Annotated in this window: 18 protein-coding genes; 10 read left to right on the plus strand and 8 right to left on the minus strand. The window is 51.2% G+C overall.

Annotated features, from left to right (window positions below):
• The first annotated feature begins 46 nt into the window (after nt 1-46).
• The 3 genes from ACHZA1_RS11815 (at nt 47) to ACHZA1_RS11825 (ending at nt 4,123) form a co-directional block, all read left to right on the plus strand.
• Nucleotides 47-2,233, plus strand: a complete 2,187-nt coding sequence (locus tag ACHZA1_RS11815) for a glutamine synthetase III (protein ID WP_320052084.1) — start codon at nt 47-49, stop codon at nt 2,231-2,233.
• A gap of 209 nt (nt 2,234-2,442) precedes the next feature.
• On the plus strand, nt 2,443-3,099 hold the full coding sequence (locus tag ACHZA1_RS11820) for a CAP domain-containing protein (protein WP_320052085.1): 657 nt from the start codon (nt 2,443-2,445) through the stop codon (nt 3,097-3,099).
• Between the two features lie 331 nt (nt 3,100-3,430).
• Nucleotides 3,431-4,123: a hypothetical protein gene (locus ACHZA1_RS11825; RefSeq protein WP_320052086.1), complete on the plus strand. Its 693-nt coding sequence runs from the start codon at nt 3,431-3,433 to the stop codon at nt 4,121-4,123.
• 66 nt (nt 4,124-4,189) lie between these two features.
• Here ACHZA1_RS11825 and ACHZA1_RS11830 read toward each other — a convergent pair whose 3' ends face one another.
• Genes ACHZA1_RS11830 through ACHZA1_RS11845 form a run of 4 tightly spaced genes read right to left on the minus strand, consistent with a single transcriptional unit; the run spans nt 4,190 to nt 7,188 of the window.
• Nucleotides 4,190-5,203 carry a radical SAM/SPASM domain-containing protein gene (locus ACHZA1_RS11830; protein WP_320052087.1) on the minus strand — a complete coding sequence of 338 codons (1,014 nt, stop codon included), beginning with the start codon at nt 5,201-5,203 and terminating at the stop codon, nt 4,190-4,192.
• A gap of 3 nt (nt 5,204-5,206) precedes the next feature.
• Complete coding sequence (locus ACHZA1_RS11835; protein ID WP_320052088.1) at nt 5,207-5,914, minus strand: energy transducer TonB; 708 nt, start codon at nt 5,912-5,914, stop codon at nt 5,207-5,209.
• Nucleotides 5,914-6,603 carry an energy transducer TonB gene (locus tag ACHZA1_RS11840; RefSeq protein WP_320052089.1) on the minus strand — a complete coding sequence of 230 codons (690 nt, stop codon included), beginning with the start codon at nt 6,601-6,603 and terminating at the stop codon, nt 5,914-5,916. The genes ACHZA1_RS11835 and ACHZA1_RS11840 overlap by 1 nt, the downstream gene beginning before the upstream one ends.
• Nucleotides 6,604-6,612: 9 nt before the next feature.
• Complete coding sequence (locus ACHZA1_RS11845) at nt 6,613-7,188, minus strand: energy transducer TonB (protein WP_320052090.1); 576 nt, start codon at nt 7,186-7,188, stop codon at nt 6,613-6,615.
• 972 nt (nt 7,189-8,160) lie between these two features.
• Here ACHZA1_RS11845 and ACHZA1_RS11850 point away from each other — a divergent pair.
• A complete protein-coding gene (locus tag ACHZA1_RS11850; RefSeq protein WP_320052091.1) occupies nt 8,161-8,889 on the plus strand; it encodes a DUF6261 family protein in 729 nt (242 codons plus the stop codon).
• Between the two features lie 143 nt (nt 8,890-9,032).
• On the opposite strand, the gene ACHZA1_RS11855 is transcribed toward ACHZA1_RS11850, so the two are convergent.
• Complete coding sequence (locus ACHZA1_RS11855; protein ID WP_320052092.1) at nt 9,033-9,299, minus strand: hypothetical protein; 267 nt, start codon at nt 9,297-9,299, stop codon at nt 9,033-9,035.
• A 166-nt stretch (nt 9,300-9,465) separates the two neighbouring features.
• Nucleotides 9,466-10,983 carry a 2,3-bisphosphoglycerate-independent phosphoglycerate mutase gene (gpmI, locus tag ACHZA1_RS11860; protein ID WP_320052093.1) on the minus strand — a complete coding sequence of 506 codons (1,518 nt, stop codon included), beginning with the start codon at nt 10,981-10,983 and terminating at the stop codon, nt 9,466-9,468.
• A gap of 266 nt (nt 10,984-11,249) precedes the next feature.
• Between gpmI and ACHZA1_RS11865 the strand changes: the two genes are divergently transcribed.
• The 5 genes from ACHZA1_RS11865 to ACHZA1_RS11885 are packed head-to-tail and all read left to right on the plus strand — an operon-like array spanning nt 11,250 to nt 15,021.
• The gene (locus tag ACHZA1_RS11865; protein WP_320052094.1) at nt 11,250-12,050 is read left to right on the plus strand and encodes a DUF5672 family protein; all 801 of its coding nucleotides are present in this window, start codon (nt 11,250-11,252) and stop codon (nt 12,048-12,050) included.
• A gap of 24 nt (nt 12,051-12,074) precedes the next feature.
• On the plus strand, nt 12,075-12,866 hold the full coding sequence (locus ACHZA1_RS11870; protein WP_320052095.1) for a glycosyltransferase family 2 protein: 792 nt from the start codon (nt 12,075-12,077) through the stop codon (nt 12,864-12,866).
• A gap of 51 nt (nt 12,867-12,917) precedes the next feature.
• Nucleotides 12,918-13,592 carry a CAP domain-containing protein gene (locus ACHZA1_RS11875; RefSeq protein WP_320052096.1) on the plus strand — a complete coding sequence of 225 codons (675 nt, stop codon included), beginning with the start codon at nt 12,918-12,920 and terminating at the stop codon, nt 13,590-13,592.
• Between the two features lie 28 nt (nt 13,593-13,620).
• Nucleotides 13,621-14,241, plus strand: a complete 621-nt coding sequence (locus tag ACHZA1_RS11880; protein ID WP_320052097.1) for an ATP-binding cassette domain-containing protein — start codon at nt 13,621-13,623, stop codon at nt 14,239-14,241.
• 3 nt (nt 14,242-14,244) lie between these two features.
• A complete protein-coding gene (locus tag ACHZA1_RS11885) occupies nt 14,245-15,021 on the plus strand; it encodes an ABC transporter permease (protein WP_320052098.1) in 777 nt (258 codons plus the stop codon).
• 110 nt (nt 15,022-15,131) lie between these two features.
• Here ACHZA1_RS11885 and ACHZA1_RS11890 read toward each other — a convergent pair whose 3' ends face one another.
• Nucleotides 15,132-16,325: an InlB B-repeat-containing protein gene (locus tag ACHZA1_RS11890; RefSeq protein ID WP_320052099.1), complete on the minus strand. Its 1,194-nt coding sequence runs from the start codon at nt 16,323-16,325 to the stop codon at nt 15,132-15,134.
• A 539-nt stretch (nt 16,326-16,864) separates the two neighbouring features.
• Entirely contained in the window at nt 16,865-17,530 is a 666-nt protein-coding gene (locus ACHZA1_RS11895) for an NAD(P)H-binding protein (RefSeq protein WP_320052100.1), read from the minus strand.
• A gap of 199 nt (nt 17,531-17,729) precedes the next feature.
• Between ACHZA1_RS11895 and ACHZA1_RS11900 the strand changes: the two genes are divergently transcribed.
• Nucleotides 17,730-18,908: an AIR synthase related protein gene (locus tag ACHZA1_RS11900; protein ID WP_320052101.1), complete on the plus strand. Its 1,179-nt coding sequence runs from the start codon at nt 17,730-17,732 to the stop codon at nt 18,906-18,908.
• The last annotated feature ends 52 nt before the right edge of the window (nt 18,909-18,960 follow it).

An 18,960-nucleotide genomic window follows, 5' to 3' on the forward strand; every position in this document is an offset into this window, starting at 1 on the left:
TGATGTAAAATGTATATTTTTGAACCCGGAACTAAAAATTTAGGTTATGGCAACACTTCGTTTTAGAGCACTAACAGAGCTTGCAAGTAAAAAAGCTGAACGGTTTTCACCGAGTAGCGAGAATATCTCGAAGTATTTCAGCGAAAATGTATTTGATCGCGCTAAGATGCGTCAGTACCTCTCTCCTGAGGCTTTTGATGCAGTAATAAGTGCAGTTGAAGAAGGTCGTAGAATTGATCGTAAGGTTGCAGATCAGATTGCTGCAGGCATGAAGGCTTGGGCAATGGATCGAGGAGCAACTCACTACGCACACTGGTTCCAACCTTTAAATGATACAACAGCTGAGAAGCACGACTCGTTCTTCGAGCCTCTTCGCAACGGTGGATCTTTCGAGACTTTTAAGGGTTCGATGCTTGTTCAGCAAGAGCCTGATGCTTCAAGCTTTCCTAGTGGAGGTCTCCGTAACACCTTCGAGGCTCGTGGATATACCGCTTGGGATCCATCATCCCCAGCATTCGTTCTCGAAGGAACTTTATGTATCCCCACAATTTTTGTAGCCTATACCGGCGAAGCTCTAGACTTTAAGACGCCTCACATCAAGTCGCTTAATGCGCTCGATAAGGCTGCTACCGAAGTGTGCCAATACTTTGATAAGGATGTAAGTAAGGTGAATGTAACCCTAGGCTGGGAACAAGAGTACTTCCTTGTTGACGAGGGGTTATTCCTTGCCCGTCCAGACCTTATGGTTTCGGGACGTACCCTTATGGGGAACATCTCGGCAAAGGACCAGCAGCTCGAGGATCACTACTTTGGCTCTATTCCTAACAGGGTTAAAGCCTTTATGGAAGACTTCGAGGTTGAATCGTATAGGTTGGGAATTCCATTAAAGACTCGCCACAACGAGGTTGCCCCTAACCAATATGAGTGTGCACCCATGTTCGAAGAGGCCAACTTGGCTGTAGACCATAACCTTCTTCTTATGACGCTGATGCACCGCATCGCTCGCCGCCATAAGCTTCGTGTTCTTTTCCACGAGAAGCCATTTAAGGGCATCAACGGATCGGGTAAGCATGCCAACTGGTCGATGATGACCGACAACGGCACCAACCTGCTATCTCCTGGAAAGACGCCAAAAACCAATACGCAGTTCCTGACCTTCCTAATCAATACCATGAAGGCTGTAGACGAGCATGCTCCAGTTCTGCTTAGCAGTATTGCCAGCTTCTCGAACTCGCACCGCTTGGGCGGCAACGAGGCTCCTCCATCAATTATGTCGGTATTTTTGGGTACAACCCTTTCGAATATCCTCGACCAGATTGAGGAGCGAATCACCGACAAGAAGCTTAGCCCAGACGAAAAAACCGAAATTAAGCTGGATATCGGTCGTATCCCAGATATCCTACTAGATAATACCGACCGTAACCGTACCTCGCCATTTGCCTTCACCGGAAACCGCTTCGAGTTCCGTGCTGTTGGTTCGACAAGCAACGTAGCATCGCCACTACTGGTGCTTAATACTGCAGTTGCTCAGCAGCTGGTTAAGTTTAAGATCGAGGTTGATGCGCTTATCGAAAAGGGCGTAAAGAAGGATGAGGCCATCCTTCAGGTGCTTCGCCAAATTATTGTTGAGACCAAGAAGATCCGCTTCGAAGGAAATGGCTACAGCAAGGAGTGGAGAGACGAGGCTGCTCGCCGAGGACTTGCCAGCGTTTCGGACCTGCTCGTTGCCCTTAAGGCATATCTCGATCCTAAGGCTATCGCCCTATTCGAAGAGTTCGGCATCCTTTCTATTCCCGAAATTGAGTCTCGCTACGAAGTTCGCCTAGAGGCAGTGGCTAAGAAGATTCAGATCGAGTCGCGCCTGCTGGGTGATTTGGCCATCAACCACATCATTCCAACGGCTATCAAGTATCAAAATACCCTTATCGAAAACCTTAAGGGGTTGAAGGAGGTGCTAGGTGATGAAGCCAAAGCGCTTTCGGGTCCTCAGATCGATACTCTGAAAATGCTTTCGGAGCACGTTATGGTAATCCGTACCAAGGTGCACGACATGATCGAGGAGCGTAAGGTGGCTAACAATACCGAAGAACTTGAGGCAAAGGCTCAGCACTACTACTACAAGGTGCTGCCTTACTTTGAGGAAATTCGCTACCACATTGATAAGCTGGAAACGCTTATCGACGATGAGCTGTGGCCTCTTCCTAAGTACAGAGAACTACTGCTACTAATCTGATAATTTTTTTAAAGCATCCTAAAAGGTCAGCTTTAGGTTTATAGTCCGTCCTTTCCCACAGCAAGCCGTGAAGGCTTCCTGTGGGATTTTTGTTTGCTTCTAGTTTAGCTTTGCGTATGCTATAGAGTGCGAACGTTGGCTAAATGCGCTTGCTGCTAGCTGGTTGTGGCGTGACTTATGATACATTTGGGAAATTTTAAATCGTAGCAATGAGGAAGAAAAGCGTACTAGTAATGCTGATGCTAGCCCTGCTGGCGGGTTTCATTGGCTGTACAACAGACGACGAGCAGGTTCCTGCTCCGAGCAAGGCAACGACTACCGCCACCACCAATACAACGACGCCGAATACCAACACGGGAAGTACCACCACGACTACCACAAGCGGTGGTGGGTCTAGTACCACTGGGGCGGGCACTAGCGGGACAGGTACGGGGAGCTCCACCGGATCAACCGCTGGAACATCAACAGTGAATAAGGCTGCTTTGCTGCAGCTGGTAAATGATGCACGCGCTAAGGGGTGCAATTGCGGATCGACCTACATGCAGCCCGTGCCCCCCGTTACCTGGAACGATAAGTTGGAACAGGCTGCGCTTATCCATAGCCAAGATATGACTAAGAACAATTACTTCGATCATACCGGCAGCGATGGCTCTACTCCAGCCACACGAATTACGGGTGTAGGCTATAACTGGTCGGCTATTGGCGAAAACATCGCCATGGGCTATCCCTCCGAGCAGGCGGTAGTAAGCGCTTGGCTGACCAGCGAGGGTCACTGCAAAAACATCATGAACGGATTGTTTACCGAGATGGGGGTGGCGCTTGACGGCAAGTACTGGTCGCAGGAGTTTGCAAAGCCCATGAAGTAGCGCCAGATGTCTTGTGCTTACCAATAAAAGGGGAACGTTGCTATACGTTCCTTTTTTATTTGTAGGTAGTGGGTGCTTTATGGCGAAGGGCTGGTTTGGCGTAAAGCGCCTCTTGCTGCCTATTCTGTTGCGGGGCTTCTTTTCGATTCCTGCTTTTTTTGTGCTGTATTTTAGGGGTAAAGACCTATTTGGGGGCTGTTGGATTTGTGTATATTTGCCGGCTGTCGGAAAAGCGGGCAGGGCTGATGAATGCTGCCGCTTGGGAAACTTTTAATACTATTACTGATGCTGCCGCGCTCGGAAGATGCCTGGCCAAAAATCACCAATCAACATGCATACGACTATTTTTAGAAGGATTTTGCTTGTGGCGCTTGCTGCTGCGGCGTTTACCAGCTGCGACTTGAACAACCTGATTACGCCACCCACCAAGCAGCAGATGCAGGGCACCTGGGTGCTTACCCAGGCAACCGATGAGCAGGGAATAGACATCACACAAAAGGTGAGCTTCCCGGTTACCGCCATTCAGCTCACCGACGACAACGGTATGGTGGGTACCATGGGACCCATGTTTACCTACATCGTGTACGGCGGCTCGAAGTGGGCTGAGGTGGCTGGCAAGATGGATCAGCTGTTTGACTACACCAGCTTTCGGTTTAACACCGGCGAGTTTTTTGTGGGCGAGGGGCAGGTTGACAACTTTACCGTTGAGGCAAAGCTGCAGGCTACGGCAATTGCTGGAGGTAGCGCCTTTACCAGCGTGCTTAGCTTGCTGGGCGTAAACGCCAGCTTCTTGCAGCAGACCATCTACCACAAGTTTATGAATGTGGCGGTGGACTTTGAGGGGAAGGATACCATGATTTGGACTTTAGACAAGCAGACTGAGGCGATATACAACTACAAGAATTTGGTAGGTAATACGGTTGTCTGGGGCGGCTGGCCTACCAACGGATTTCAGAAGTGCCGCTTTGTGTTTACCCGCAAAACGCTGAAGTTAGAAGATCTGGTTACGGCTGCTCGCCGTTAGCAGAACAGCAGCTATCGCGACAAAAAAAAGGGCTGTCCAACATGTGTTGGGCAGCCCCTTTTTGGTTTATAGCGACTCTTGCATTGTAACTAAGGGATCAACATGCCGAAGGGTTAAGCCAAGCTGCTCGGAGGCTGCCCTGCATCCTCCGCGGCATTGGGCGTACATTGCGCATTGCTCGCAGAAGGTTGGTGTTGTGTCGTTCCACGATTTCATGTAGGGCGTATTTACGATATCCTCAATGCGATCCTTAAAGATATTTCCGGCAACAATTGGGGAGTGGTTGCAGGTGCGCAGGTTGCCCATAACGTCGACCGTTAGGGGGCGCCTGAACGGATCGGGGCTGCAGGCGCCAAAGGCAATGCTGGGGTAGTCGGCGGGGTTGAGCACGCAAAACGGCGTGCAAACGTTGGAGGATACGTTCAGGGTTAGCTCCTCCGAGATGCGGTTTATCTTCCCGAATGCTTGGCGGAGCTCATCGTGGCCGAGGCTCAGCGATTGGTGGTTGATGCCTGCTCCTCCGATGTTGTAGCGGTTCACCATAATCCGTTTTAGCCCCAAGTTGCTGATGAAGCGCAGTGTTTCTTCTATCTGAGGTGCATTAAGCCGGGTTAGCACCACCACGGGCACAACGTAGAAGCCCATCTCCGCGCAGGAGGTGATAGAGCTGAGGCTGCGTTGCCACGAGCCTTCAACCTGTGTCATCGAGTCGTGAATGCTGGAGGAGGCTGCGTGAAGCGGCATCAGAAACAGGTCTACGTCCAGATCCCTGTATAGCGTGTAGTCGCCATCCTTTACCCCGTTGCCGTTGCTGATGATGGACACCTTCGACCCTTTTAGCTTGGCCGTAAGGATGAGCTCCGCCACGTACTCGTTGAGCAGCGGCTCGCCGCCCGTTATCGACAGCTGGGTGATGTCGGCCTGGCGGTAGATCTCCTTAAGCGTTTTTACCGCCTGGCGGTGCGAGTAGCGGAAGGGGGCATCCCCCTCGGGGCGCTTCCACGTGTTGTAGCAGTAGACGCAGCGCAGGTTGCAGGCCGAGTACGACTCGAAGGTGATGGTGTTGAGCGAAAGCTTCATCAGTTATTCGTTTACTTTATGGTTGAACTTAACGGGGATGGTATAGTACACGTTAACGGGTACTCCTTCTTTCCAGCCGGGTTCCCAGCGGGGCATTTGACGTACAATTCGGAGGGCTGCCGAGTCGACTTCGGGAGTGATGCCCTTGATTATGGTTGGCTGTTCGATTTTTCCTCTGCTATTGATAACCATCCTTACGAATACGGTTCCCACTATGTTATCATCTTCGAGAGAGTCTGGGTAGATTGCCCTCTCCTTGATGTACTGCATCATGGCATCTACTCCTCCGGGGAATTCGGGCATATCTTCAACCGTAGAATAAACAGATGGCCCTTCTTCAATAATCGGAGCATAGCAACCAACTGTCAAATCAGTGGTGTCTGGTTGTACTAGGTTTTGCTTTACCTCAACATCGTAGCAGGTTATCTGGGGTGGTGCGAATTTGACGGGGATGCCCTTGCTTACCATGCTTTTGGGTGTATCTGCTTTTGTGAGCCTCTTTGATGACTGCTCTTTTTGCGATGAGGCAGGCTTTTCGTTGGTTTGGTTGCCACAACCAGCCACCAGGTTTAGCAGCGAGAGTATCAGCACCCCCGCCTTAATCTTTCGGTCGAAGAAGCGGCGGTTGCGGGTGAGGGCAAAGAGTAGACCGTACCAGTTAGAGCGCAGCTGCAGCCCCTTTATGCGGGCGGAGAGGGTGATTCTCTTCATTACCGTTGGTTTGTTTGGGTGGTATCTTTTTTTGCCTGGGTCGCCTCTTCTAAGACGAACTTAAACGGCATGGTATACCCAACCCTTAATTTCTCACCCATCATAATTCCTGGATTCCAGTGGGGAAATAGCCGTACAACTCTTAGAGCCTCGTTATCCAGCTCCGGTGAGACGCTGCGAATAACCTTGGGCTCCTCTATCTTTCCGGTAGAGTCAACAATAAACTGTACGAATACCGTGCCTTCCATCTTTTTCTCTATTGCTGCTGATGGGTATTGGGTGTTCTGGTTTAGAAAATTGATCATGGCTTCTTGTCCTCCTGGGAAGGATGGCATTTTTTCTACCACCATATAGCATGATACCTCTGATTCATCAAAGATTCTTTCTTTTGCTGCACTACCGATTTTTGCTTGCCTAGCGTAGTGTGAAGGATCATTATCTACCACCGTTTTGCTTGTAGGCTGAGTTGAGGTTGTGCCTTTTTTAGCGGAGTTTCTCGATGTATCCGTTTTGCCGGTTGGTGGCGTGCCGCAACTCGCCATCATGTTCAGCAGCGATAGCATCAGCACCCCCGCCTTAATCTTTCGGTCGAAGAAGCGGCGGTTGCGGGTGAGGGCAAAGAGCAGGCCGTACCAGCGCGAGCGCAGCTGCAGCCCCTTTATGCGGGCGGAGAGGGTGATCTTTTTCATGGGCAACCTTTACTTTTTTACATCGGTTAGCCTGAACTTTATCGGCATGGTATAGTCAGTGTTTGCTTTCTTCCCAAGTAGTTCTCCTGGTATCCATGGCGGCATAAGGCGAACCACGCGGAGCGCCTCTGCATCGAAGTCCGGATCAATCCCTTTAAGTATTCGTGGGTTAACAACGCGGCCTAGGGAGTCTATGGTGAACTGGACGTAAACCGTTCCCTCCTTTTTATTCTCAATGCCCGATTGGGGGTATCGGGTGTTGCGCGCTAGGAAGGCGAACAGCGAGTCGGTGCCACCCTTGTACGCGGGCATCATCTCTACGGCGTAGCAGAACACGGCTTCGTCGCTCGATGCGGTATCCTTTTTGGCGGTAGCCGCCTTGCTTCTCTTTGCCTTTTTCGTGGGATGGCCCGTTGCCTGCCCCTCGGCGCTTGCGGCCAGGCCCAGCAGCGAGAGCAGCAGGATGCCGGTTTTGATTTTTCGGTCGAAGAAGCGGCGGTTGCGGGTGAGCGAAAACAGCAGGCCGTATGCCGAGGCTGCGAGCTCAAGTCGCCTAATCCGTAGGGTTGCCGTAAGGTTTTGCATATTCGTCAGGGTATCCGATTGGCCAAATATATCGAAAATAAGCAGGCGAATAGGCGCGCCTCCTAGGAATTTTGCTTCTGCATTTATCGCCTAGGTGCTGCCGTAAAGCTTAGCCGTATTCACCCCCGACCCACTAAAGGGAACTACGGCGCAGCACGTACCGTAGCCAGAAGCCGAAAAGGAGTCCGAGATTTTCCATGATGGTTGAGCTGCCGCGAAGTACCCTTTGGGGGATTTAGGGGTGATTCCAACGTTTAGCATATCCTAAAAAGCGAGATCCCTGGCGCGCCTCCCCAAAAGCCGATGCCGTTGGGCGGATTTCTTCGTCTCACCCCAATTTGCGCCAGACCCAACCGGTAGGGCGCTTGAAGGTATTTTTTGAAAAAAAAGTAAGAAATCCGCAATATTAAGCTAAGAATTATTTGCATAATTAAAAATGGTTAAGTAATTTCACGTTTAGATTTTCGAATAACGATACGGCTAAGGATATTTTACGAGATGGACAAGCAGGCGCAGGGCGCTATTATCTTCGTGGAAATCCTTCCGCATCTAGGGAAATCAGAGTTTTTTGAAATAGCGCTTAAAGGCCCAATGGGGTAATGCTTTTTTTACAAGAGTACAAACGGGTAGGCGGAAGTACTATTGTAGATGTACAACGGTACAAATGGGTAGGCGGAAGTACTATTGTAAATGTACAAGAGTACAAACGGGCAGGCAAAAGTACTATTGTAGATGTACAACGGTACAAATGGGTAGGCGGAAGTACTATTGTAAATGTACAAGAGTACAAACGGGCAGGCAAAAGTACTATTGTAAATGTACAAGAGTACAAACGGGTAGGCGGAAGTACTCTTGTAGATGTACAGTAGTACAAATGGGCAGCCGAAAGCGCTAATGTAAGCTTCAAGGAGTATTCAGTTACGACTATAAGAGTTATGACTTTATGTAAAACCCTCAAAAAAGAAGTGTGACATGAGTAAGCTTACCATGAATCGTTTTGCAAATGACGACATCAGCAGTGTCTGTAGAATTAGTATTGAAGAGGCCGGTAAATGTGCTATCCCCGAGGCCCAAACCCACGAGTCGTTTGCGCACCTGAACGTGTGCTACGGCGAGTTTAAGGGTAGCCTCCTGCGCGATAAGGCGAGCGAGAATACGACCAAGGCTCGCGCCGCCGACAAGCGCCGCGACGATGCGGCGGTAGGGCTATTTGTTAGCCTCGATGGGATGCTCTACTCGCCCACAGCCGCCAAGCGGGCCAAGGCCGAGGTGCTCAGCGGCCGGCTGGCCAAGTTTAGGGGGATTCAGGAGCTGCCCGACACCAAGGAGTCCTCTCAGGTGATCTCGCTGATCGCCCTGCTCGGCGAGCCCGAGAATGCGCAGCTGGTAAAGGAGCTGGCCCTCGACGAGTACGTGGTGGAGCTCAAGGCTGCCGCGGCCGAGTTCGACGCCCTCTGGAGCAACCGCGAGACCGACGTTGCCGCCTTCCGCAACAGCCTTGCCGCTACCACGCTCCGGCGTAAGGTGGAGGTCTCGGTGAACCGCTACTACGAGTACGTGCTCTTCAACGCCGAGTTCAGCGGCAAGCCCGAGTGGCGCCAGCTGCAGCAGGAGATCTACAGCCGCTACCTCACCATCCGCCAGAAGTACAGCGCGGCCAAGAAGGACGAGAAGAAGGACGAGAAGAAGGATACCAAGTAAGTACTGCCCTACAATTATATGTTTTAGTGTTCAACGGTCTGCCTGCAAGGGTGGGCCGTTGTTTTTTTGGGGGGATAAAAAAGTAGGCGGCATCCCTACAGGGTGTCGCCTAAGCTTACAGGTTATGCTATCGGCTCCAGCGCCTATCCGGCGTGGCGAACCCTATGCCGTACTTGTGGCACCTTGCGGGTCAGCTGTATAATATGAGCCTCGGAGTGTGGCATTGGAGCTGGGTGTTCGTGGGCCATCCATTCTGGTGCTGGAGGAGGTGGAAGCATGCCCCACTCGTGGTGGCGGTGGTGCGTAGCTTTGGCCCTTCTAACCTTCCTGCTTACGGCTTTCTCGGGAACGTAGTAGGCGCGCCCCTCTAAGTCGTAAACAATTCGCATGGGTTTTTCTGGTGCTTTCATGGCTTCGCGCTTTATGGAACAACATCTTGCTTTACGGTGGTTATACGTAGGTGGGGCGGGTTTGGTTGAGGTTTTGGCGCGGGTTTTCGGGGATGGTGGATGAAAAGCAAAACCCGCGTCCCAGTTACGGTGGCGCGGGTTTTTTATGTCGCTGTAGTCAAAAAATCTACACGAGCGGAGTACCGGTCATTTCGGCAGGCGCAGGGATGCCCATCAGCTTAAGGATGGTGGGGGCGATGTCGGCCAGCTTGCCGTTCTTCACGCTCTTGATGTCCTTATCCACCACGATAAATGGAACAGGGTTCAGCGAGTGCGCGGTATTTGGCGAGCCATCCTCGTTAACGGCGTTGTCGGCGTTACCGTGGTCGGCGGTGATGAGTACGGTGTAGCCGTTGGCCGTAGCAGCCTCCACGGTTTCCTTCACGCACTGGTCAACAGCCTTAATGGCCTTGGTGATGGCCGAGGTGTCGCCGGTGTGGCCCACCATATCGCCGTTGGCGTAGTTAAGGGCAACAAAGTCAACCTCGCCCTTCTTAAGCTCGGCCACGATGGCATCCTTCACGCCGTAGGCGCTCATCTCGGGCTGCAGGTCGTAGGTGGCCACCTTTGGCGATGGGATAAGGATGCGGCTTTCGCCCTCGTACTCGGCCTCGCGGCCACCGCTGAAGAAGAAGGTCACGTGCGCGTACTTCTCGGTTTCGGCAATGCGGATCTGCTTCTTGCCCGCCTTCGACACCACCTCGCCAAGGGTGTTGGTCACGTTGTCCTTGTCGAAAATGATGTGTAGCCCTTGGAACTTGGCGTCGTATGGGGTCATGGTGAAGTACTGCAGCGGAAGGGTCTTCATGCCGGCTTCGGGCATATCCTGCTGGGTAAGCACGATGGTAAGCTCCTTGGCGCGGTCGTTACGGAAGTTGAAGAAGATAACCACGTCGCCCTCCTGGATGGAGCCAACGGGCTTTCCGGCAGCATCAACCTTAACAACCGGCTTGATGAACTCGTCGGTAACGCCAGCGTCGTACGACTGCTGAACGGCCTCTGCCATGTTGGTGGTTGGCGTTCCGGTGCCGTGTACCATCAGGTTGTACGACTCCTTAACGCGCTCCCAGCGCTTGTCGCGGTCCATGGCGTAGTAGCGGCCAATCATGGTAGCCAGCGCCCCGGTGTTCTTGGCGATGTGAGCCTCTAGCGCCTCGATAAAGCCCTTTCCGCTCTTGGGGTCGGTGTCTCTACCGTCCATAAAGGCGTGAACGAAGGTCTTGTCGATGCCGTATTCTTTAGATATTTCGATTAGCTTGAAGAGGTGGTCCATCGAGCTGTGAACGCCACCGTTCGAAACCAAGCCCATAAGGTGAACCTGCTTGCCGTTTTCCTTGGCGTAGCTGTAGGCCCTAACGATTTCGGGGTTCTTAAGGATGCTGTTGTCGCGGCAGGCGATGTTGATCTTTACCAAGTCCTGGTACACCACGCGTCCTGCACCAATGTTGAGGTGGCCTACTTCCGAGTTGCCCATCTGGCCTTCAGGCAATCCCACGTCTTCGCCGCTGGTGCGCAGCTCGGCGTTGGGGTACTTAGCCTCTAGGCTATTAATGAATTCGGGGTGGGCGTTGAAGATGGCGTCTGCCTTGTCGTGCTTTCCATGACCCCAGCCATCGAGGATCATCAGGAGAACTTTCTTTCCCATGTGTGTATGTGAGTTTCTGTAATGTAATCCGTGCAATCGCGCAAATTTAGCCACAAAAATGGATTATTGCAGAGGACAAACAGCATCATAAAGCATAGGTTGACGCTGTTTTGGTTTAATAAGGTTAAACGGGTTTGGAGTGTGCAAATTTGTTATGTCATGGTGTTTGGGGAGTCTGTATTTATGTGGCTTTGGTTCTTAATTCAACTGAAAGTGTACTTTTGTACATTCTTTAGGTAGAAAAGAATGTAAATTCAAAATGAGCCATGTCAAATAAGGTGCGTGTTGTTGTCCCCATTTATAAGTCTTCATTAAGTGATACTGAGAAGATTTCCATTGACAGATGTTTCAAAATTCTTAGTGCTCGTAATATTACAATGGTTAAGCCACGAGGGCTAGATACGGATTTACTCGAAAAGGAATATCCCTTTTACAGCATAGAGGAGTTTGATACCGACTATTTTGCATCTATAAAGGGCTATAATAGGCTACTTCTTTCTACAGAATTCTATTCCAGATTTCAGGGGGATGAATACATGCTCATTGTTCAGCCTGACGTGTATATCTTTTATGATGATTTGGATTATTGGCTCAATGAAGGCTACGATTACGTTGGTGCCCCTTGGATTTCAAATAGCTTGCTCAGCCATTACATTCATTATGTAAAGATGAAATTTTCGCGTTGCCTTTATGGTGAAAAAAATAGAGTTTATCGCTTTGAAACACGCAATCGAGTAGGGAATGGCGGTTTCTCCCTACGAAAGATCAGCCGTCACCTAGAACTAGCGGTAACTTTAAAGGATCAGATAACGCACTATCTGAATAATCAGACATCCCACATTTTTAATGAGGATGTATTTTGGAGTATAGAACCAAGCAAGAATGGGCTTGAGCATAAAACGCCAACCGCACAAGAAGCACTCCGATTTGCTTTCGACATTAATCCTAAAAGGCTTTATAAGCTAACCGGTGAAAAACTACCAATGGCTGCTCATGGCTGGAATAAGGCACGGTCAATTAAGTTTTGGCAGCCAATTATTGATTCCAATAATATTAATAGATACTAGTTTTTCTTCTTGAAAAAAAAATATATGAGTAGAATTTCTGTAGTGATAAATACATTTAATGCAGCCTCTATTTTGGAACAATGCATTAAATCTGTTTTGAATTTCGATGAGATTGTAATATGTGATATGTATAGTGATGATAATACTCTCGAAATTGCCCAACGTTATGGTTGTAAAATTGTAATGCACGAACGTACTGGTTATGTAGAGCCTGCTCGCAATTTTGCTATTGCTGCAGCCTCAAATCCGTGGGTTCTAGTTCTTGATGCTGATGAGTTGGTTACAGATAATCTTCGTAATTACTTGTACAACATTATTACTAAAAAGGATTGTCCAACAGGGTTGCTGGTAAGTAGAGCAAACTTCTTTATGGGGAAATTTATGCGGGCATCCTATCCTGATTATCAGCTGCGTTTTTTTGAAAAAAGTAAAGCGGACTGGCCTTCGCATATCCACTCTCGTCCTAAAATAGATGGACAAGTAAGTCAGATCCCATCTAAAAGGAAGGATTTATCGCTTATACACCTTCAGGACTCTTCTATAACAAGCATACTTGAAAAAACCAATATTTATTCAGATAAAGAGATTCAAAAAAGTATAGAAAAAGGAAAAAACTATAGCATCCTTAGCTGCTTATTTCATTGTTTTCATCGATTTTTTAAGGTTTACTTTATAAAAGGCGGTTTTTTAGATGGTAGAGCGGGCTTTGTTAATGCCGCTTTGATTGCGCATTATAAGTTTGCCTCTATTTCTAAAATTTGGGAGTATAAAATGCAAGGGCAAAATGATTGCGAAAAATTTCTATCTCAAAAATAATTAAACACTAAACGTCTTTTTTTTCCTGCTGTTTTATAGAATCGGTTTGTTATGGGACGAATTCTTGCACTTACCATCTTTTTATTGTCTGGAATTACTTCTGGACAGCCATCGTGGCCCGATAGCTTAAATACGGCAAAGAATGCCGATTACCTAAGCGCTCAGGAAAGGGCCGTTATTTTTGAGATGAATAAGGCGCGTAGCAACCCCAAGCGCTATGCCCTAGAGGTTATTCTACCAATGAAGAAGCGCTTTACCGTCTCGGGAAACTCGCGCATGTACTACAACGCCGATAGCATGCGGATTCTGACTCAGGAGGGCACAGCCGCCATCGACGAGTGCGTGAAGGAGATGATGGGCATTGCTCCGATGGGGCTCTTAGCTCCCTCGAAGGGGATGAGCCTTGCTGCACGCGATCACGTCAAGGATCAGGGAAAAACAGGGAGCGTTGGGCATACAGGAACCGATGGCTCGTCGCCATGGGATCGGATGGGGCGCTACGGCCAATGGCTGACGACCTGTGGCGAGAATATCGACTACGGAAATAGGGATGCCCAAGCCATCGTGGTTAGCCTTTTGGTAGACGATGGCGTACCTTCGCGGGGGCATCGGCGAAGCATACTGAATAGAACACTTAAGGTGGTTGGTGTTGCCATTGGCTCTCACCCAAAGTATGGAACCATGTGCACCTTAGACTTTGCAGGAGGGTATGAGGAGAAGAAGTAATCGCTGTATCATCTAGCGCCTAAAATAAATGATCCAAATCGAAAACCTCTCGGTTAGTTACGGCGATGAGCAGGTAATATCAAACCTTTCGTTCACCGCTCGGAAGGGCGATAAGGTTGCCCTGTCGGGACCTTCGGGTAGCGGCAAGTCGAGCATCCTTAACCTGCTTATGGGGTTTGTGTATCCCTATTCGGGTAGGGTTGCGGTAAATGGGATCAAACTCAACGAGCAGAATATCGACGCCATACGCCAGCAGATCTCGTGGCTTCCACAGGAGCTGTCGCTTAAAATAGATACGGTGGAGGAGCTGTTCTTCTATCCCTATACCTTTCGTGCCAATAAGCATTTAAGGCCATCATCTGAAGATGTAAAAAGAATATTCGGCGATCTGCTGCTTGATACCTCGCTGCTCGAAAAGTCGCTGAGCGAGATCTCGGGAGGGCAGAAGCAGCGGGTTGCTCTAGCCTCCGTGCTTTTGCTTAAAAAGGATATCCTGCTGCTCGACGAGCCCACCTCGGCGCTCGATGGCGAGTCGCGCGCGGCCATCATCAACCTTGTAAAAAGGCTCGAAGGGGTAACGGTTATTGCCTCGTCGCACGACGAGGAGTGGCTGGCCGCAATGGATACGGTTATCAACCTAAAATCGTAGGCTATGGGAGGTGTACATGATATTTCGTGGATCGACTTGGGAGTAGGCTACCTCCTTATCATCATCCCGCTGCTGGTGTTTCGCTACTACCAGACGGGGCTGGTGCGCAGCACCCTTATCGCCATTGCGCGAATGACCGTTCAACTGCTGCTGGTGGGGGCCTATCTCGGCGTCATCTTTAGGTGGAACAGCGCCTGGGTTAACATCCTGTGGGTGGTGGCGATGGTGGTGGTGGCCGCCTTTACGGTGGTTAAGCGCAGCGAGCTAAACCGAAAGCTTTTCCTCATCCCGGTGCTTATTGCCATTGGGGCAAGCGTGCTGCTGGTCGATCTGTACCTTCTGGGCGTGGTGGTTCGGCTCGACTTCCTTTTCGATGCCCGCTACTTTATCCCGATCACCGGGATGCTCATCGGCAACTGCCTCTCCAACGATATCGTGGCGCTGAACACCTACTACCATAGCCTTACGCGCGAGCAAACGCTCTACCGCTTTGCGCTGGCCAACGGGGCCACAAGGGGCGAGGCGCTGGCCGGCTTTATGCGAGATGCGCTTAAGAAGTCGCTCAACCCCACCATTGCCACCACGGCCGTTGTGGGCCTGATCTCGCTGCCGGGGATGATGACCGGGCAGATCTTGGGCGGCTCCAACCCGATGGTGGCCATCAAGTATCAGATCATGATCATGATTACGATTATGGTGTCGACGCTGCTGACGGTTATCCTCTCCATCCTTATTTGCAACCGCTTTGTGTTCGATGGGTATGGGATGCTGAGGCGGTAGCGCGGCTTGGAATGTGGGTAATAGGGCGTTTGTGTACTCTACATACTATACGAAAAGGCCAGCAGGATATCCTGCTGGCCTTTTTAATATACATAAAAGGGGAGGTGTGCCTACCAGATACCCCAGAAACTGGCGTCCTTATAGTTGGTTACCCACTTGCTCTCGGAGCCCATGGCTACAACTCGGCTGTTGGCCGAGAAGCCGTCGAGGTTGGTAACTGCGTTTGCCGGTAAAACGGTTATCGCATAGCGGGTGTAGGGCATGCTGGTAACCACCTCGTTTTCGTTGAGCAGCTCGTTGGCGCTGTAGGTTAGTTCGGTTTGGGTGGTCAGGCTAAAGGCTTGCTGGAACTCCACCCAGCCAGAACTGTTGCCCACCAGCACCCTGCGGTAGTACCCCGCGCATTGCAGCGGCTTCCAGGTGAGCTTGTTGTTGTTCTCGGTCGAGAGGAAGAGCCTTTCGGCGGCTGGAGTAAAGCTCTCGGGGGTGGTAATGGTTACCGACAGCGGCTTGCTGAGGCTCTTATGGGTAAGTTCCACCGCTATTGGGGTGCCTGCGGCTACATCCGCAAAATTTTGGTTGAGCTGGTTGTAGGTCATGGTGTAGGTCTTGCTCTTAATCTTTAGCGTAGCCTCCTCGTCCTGGTAGGCTAGCGGGGAGAAACTGGCGCTAACGTGCAGGTAGTAGGTGCCGCTCTTGTCCCTTAGGCGCATGGCGGTGAAGATGAACTCGGGCTTTTCGGTGGTGCCCTCCTTCTTCTTGAAGATGGCCTTAATGGCAAGGCTGCCATCGATGCAGATGGTGGCCCTAGAGCCTGAAGCGGTGATGCCCTCCCAGCGGTCGAACGCGTAGCCTTCCTTGGGGGTAGCCTCTACCTGCACGATGTCGAGCTTGTGGTAGGCCTCCTTCTGGGGGCTGATGCTAACGCTGCCCTGGTTGGGGTCGCAGGTGGCTGTTACCTGGAAGGTGGCCGCCGCTCCCTTCTTCTCGAAGACGGCCTTGATGGTGGCATCCTGGGTAATGGTGTAGCTGATGGTGCTGGTGGTTTGCACGGTTGCATCGGGCATGCTCCAGCCCTTAAACTCGTAGCCATCGGCGGGCTTGGCCGTAAGCTCCAACTTGTCGCCGCTGGTGTAGGTTGTTTTTTGTGGGTTGACGGTTACGGCTCCCTCTGTGGGGGAACATTCCACCGTAAGCGTAAGCTTGGCGTTCAGGTCATCGTTGGGGGCGTCGCTGTCTTTGGAGCAGCCGAAGGATAGCGCTGCCAGCAGCGAGATGGTGGTTAACTGAAAAAGTTTGCGCATTGTAAGGTAATTAGTTTTTGTATAGGGCGCGAAGCTAAGCGATAGCCGAACATCGCAGCGTTAACGAGTGCTTGTTAGGCTGAAGTAGCGCTAAAATGGATGGGGAAATCGGCAATCGGAGCATCGGATGTTCCTTTCACAGGCGGTGAGACGGCGATCGGAGGGGCGGATGGCGTTTCCACAAGCGGTGAGACGACGATCGGAGGGTCGGATTTTCCTCTCACCGATTGTGAGACGGAGACTGGAGGGGCGGATTCCACTCTCACAGGCTGTGAGAAGGTGGTCGGTGGTGCAAATCTCGTTCTCACAAGCGGTGAAACGGAGATTGGAGGGGCGAATGGCGTAAATCTAATTTAGATTTGGCGGATCGAAGGGTCGAACGAAGTAAATCTAATTTAGAATTGGCAGATCGGAGGGTCGAATGAAGTAAATCTAATTTAGATTTGGCGGATTGGAGGGTCGAATGGAGCAAATCTAATTTAGATTTTGTAGGTCGGAGGGCCGAATGCACCCTTCCTAAAGCTAGAAAGCAGCCTCCGCTACTGCTTTGCCTGCTTGATCTGGTCGTAGTGGATGATATCTACCCCCTTAACGTCGAGGTTGATGTGGTAGATCATGGCGGCGGCCACCTCGCTGGCCTTTATGGCGCGGTACTTGCGCATTTTTTTGCCCCAGAGGAAGAGGTTGGTAACCGGAGCCAGCCAGCGGCCTATGGTCTCTGCCAGCCGGCGCTCCTGGCGGTTGCCCATCAGCAGCGACGGGCGAAGGATGACGGTGCGCCTGAAGGCCTCGGCGGTAACGGCCTCCTCCATTTTCCCTTTCATCCGGAGGTAGAAGCTCTCCGACTTGGGGTGCGCCCCCACCGACGAAACCACGGCTATGCTTTTTACGTTGTTCTTGCGGGCATGCTTGGCCACCTTCTTGGGGATGGTGAGGTCGACGAAGCGGAAGGCCTCCTTGGTCTTGGCCTTCTTGATGGTGGTGCCGATGCAGATGAACAGGTCGTCGCCAAAAAGGTACTCGGCAGCGCTCTTGGGCTTCGAGAGGTCGTTCTCGACGAAGGTGATCTTGGGGCTTTCGATGGATGGCCTGCTGCGGCCGATCGATACAATCTCGGCGTACCGCTCGTCGGCAACGAGCTGCTCCAAAAGCGATGTTCCAACGAGGCCTGTCCCTCCAACCACAAGTGCAATTTTACCTTCCATACGCCATCTCCTCGGTGCTTCTTCCGTTTTTCAAAAAGTGGACTAAAGATAGGTATCCTGGGGGAGATGCCCATTTTTAAAGGCCATAAGGTGATTAATAAAGGTTAAATGCCGGGTTTTAAGGATTGATAGGGGTTCTCGGTTTCCGGTTTGCGGTTTCAATTGTATCTTTGCCAGGCAATTCAAAAAACGACATCCGATGACCAACTCTTCGAGGTACGACCAGCGCGGCGTATCGGCATCAAAGGAAGATGTGCATAGCGCCATCAAAAATCTCGACAAGGGGCTATTCCCAAAGGCTTTCTGCAAGGTAGTCCCCGATATTCTTACCGGCGATCCGGAGTACTGCGTGGTGATGCACGCCGATGGCGCCGGCACCAAATCGTCGCTGGCCTACATGTACTGGAAGGAGACGGGCGACCTGTCGGTTTGGCGTGGGATTGCGCAGGATGCCATCGTAATGAACATCGATGACCTGCTGTGCGTGGGCGTAACCGATAATATACTGCTCTCGAGCACCATTGGCCGCAACAAGCAGCTGGTGCCCGGCGAGGTGATTGCCGCCATCATCAACGGCACCGAAGACTTCCTTCAGGAGCTGCGCAAGGTTGGTGTGGACATCCTGCTTACCGGCGGCGAAACGGCCGATGTGGGCGACCTCGTTCGCACCATTATTGTTGATAGCACCGTAACCGCCCGCATCAAGCGTAGCGACATCATCAGCAACGACAACATTCGTCCGGGTGATGTGGTGGTAGGATTGGAGTCATACGGACAGGCCACCTACGAGCGCGAGTACAACGGCGGCATGGGGAGCAACGGCCTCACCTCTGCCCGTCACGACGTATTTGCGCACGATCTTGCCGCTAAGTATCCCCAGAGCTACGACTCGGCCATTCCTGAAAATCTTGTTTACTCAGGAAAGTATAGCCTTACCGATGTCGATCCCGAAACGGGCGTAACCATGGGTAAGCTGGTGCTATCGCCAACCCGTACCTATGCCCCAGTGGTAAAGGCGGTGCTCGATAGGATGCGCGCCGACGTTCACGGCATGGTACACTGCTCGGGTGGCGCCCAAACCAAGGTGCTCCACTTCGTAGACGACGTACATGTAATTAAGGACAACCTGTTCCCAATACCTCCGCTCTTCCGCTACATCAAGGAGTGCTCGGGCACCGAGTGGAAGGAGATGTACAAGGTGTACAACATGGGGCATCGCATGGAATTCTACGTTGCACCGGAGCACGCGCAGGCGGTTATCGAAATCAGCGAATCGTTTGGCATCAAGGCCCAGGTGATCGGCCGCGTTGAGGCATCGCCCGCAGGCGCCAAGGTTACCGTTCGCAGCGAGGCTGGCGAGTTTGTTTACGAGAAATAATGGCAGAGGCGCGATTCAATTGCGTCTTGTGCAGATGAAAATATAGAAGAAG

The sequence above is a fragment of the uncultured Acetobacteroides sp. genome, assembly GCF_963667355.2.
In the GTDB taxonomy this organism is placed as follows: domain Bacteria; phylum Bacteroidota; class Bacteroidia; order Bacteroidales; family ZOR0009; genus Acetobacteroides.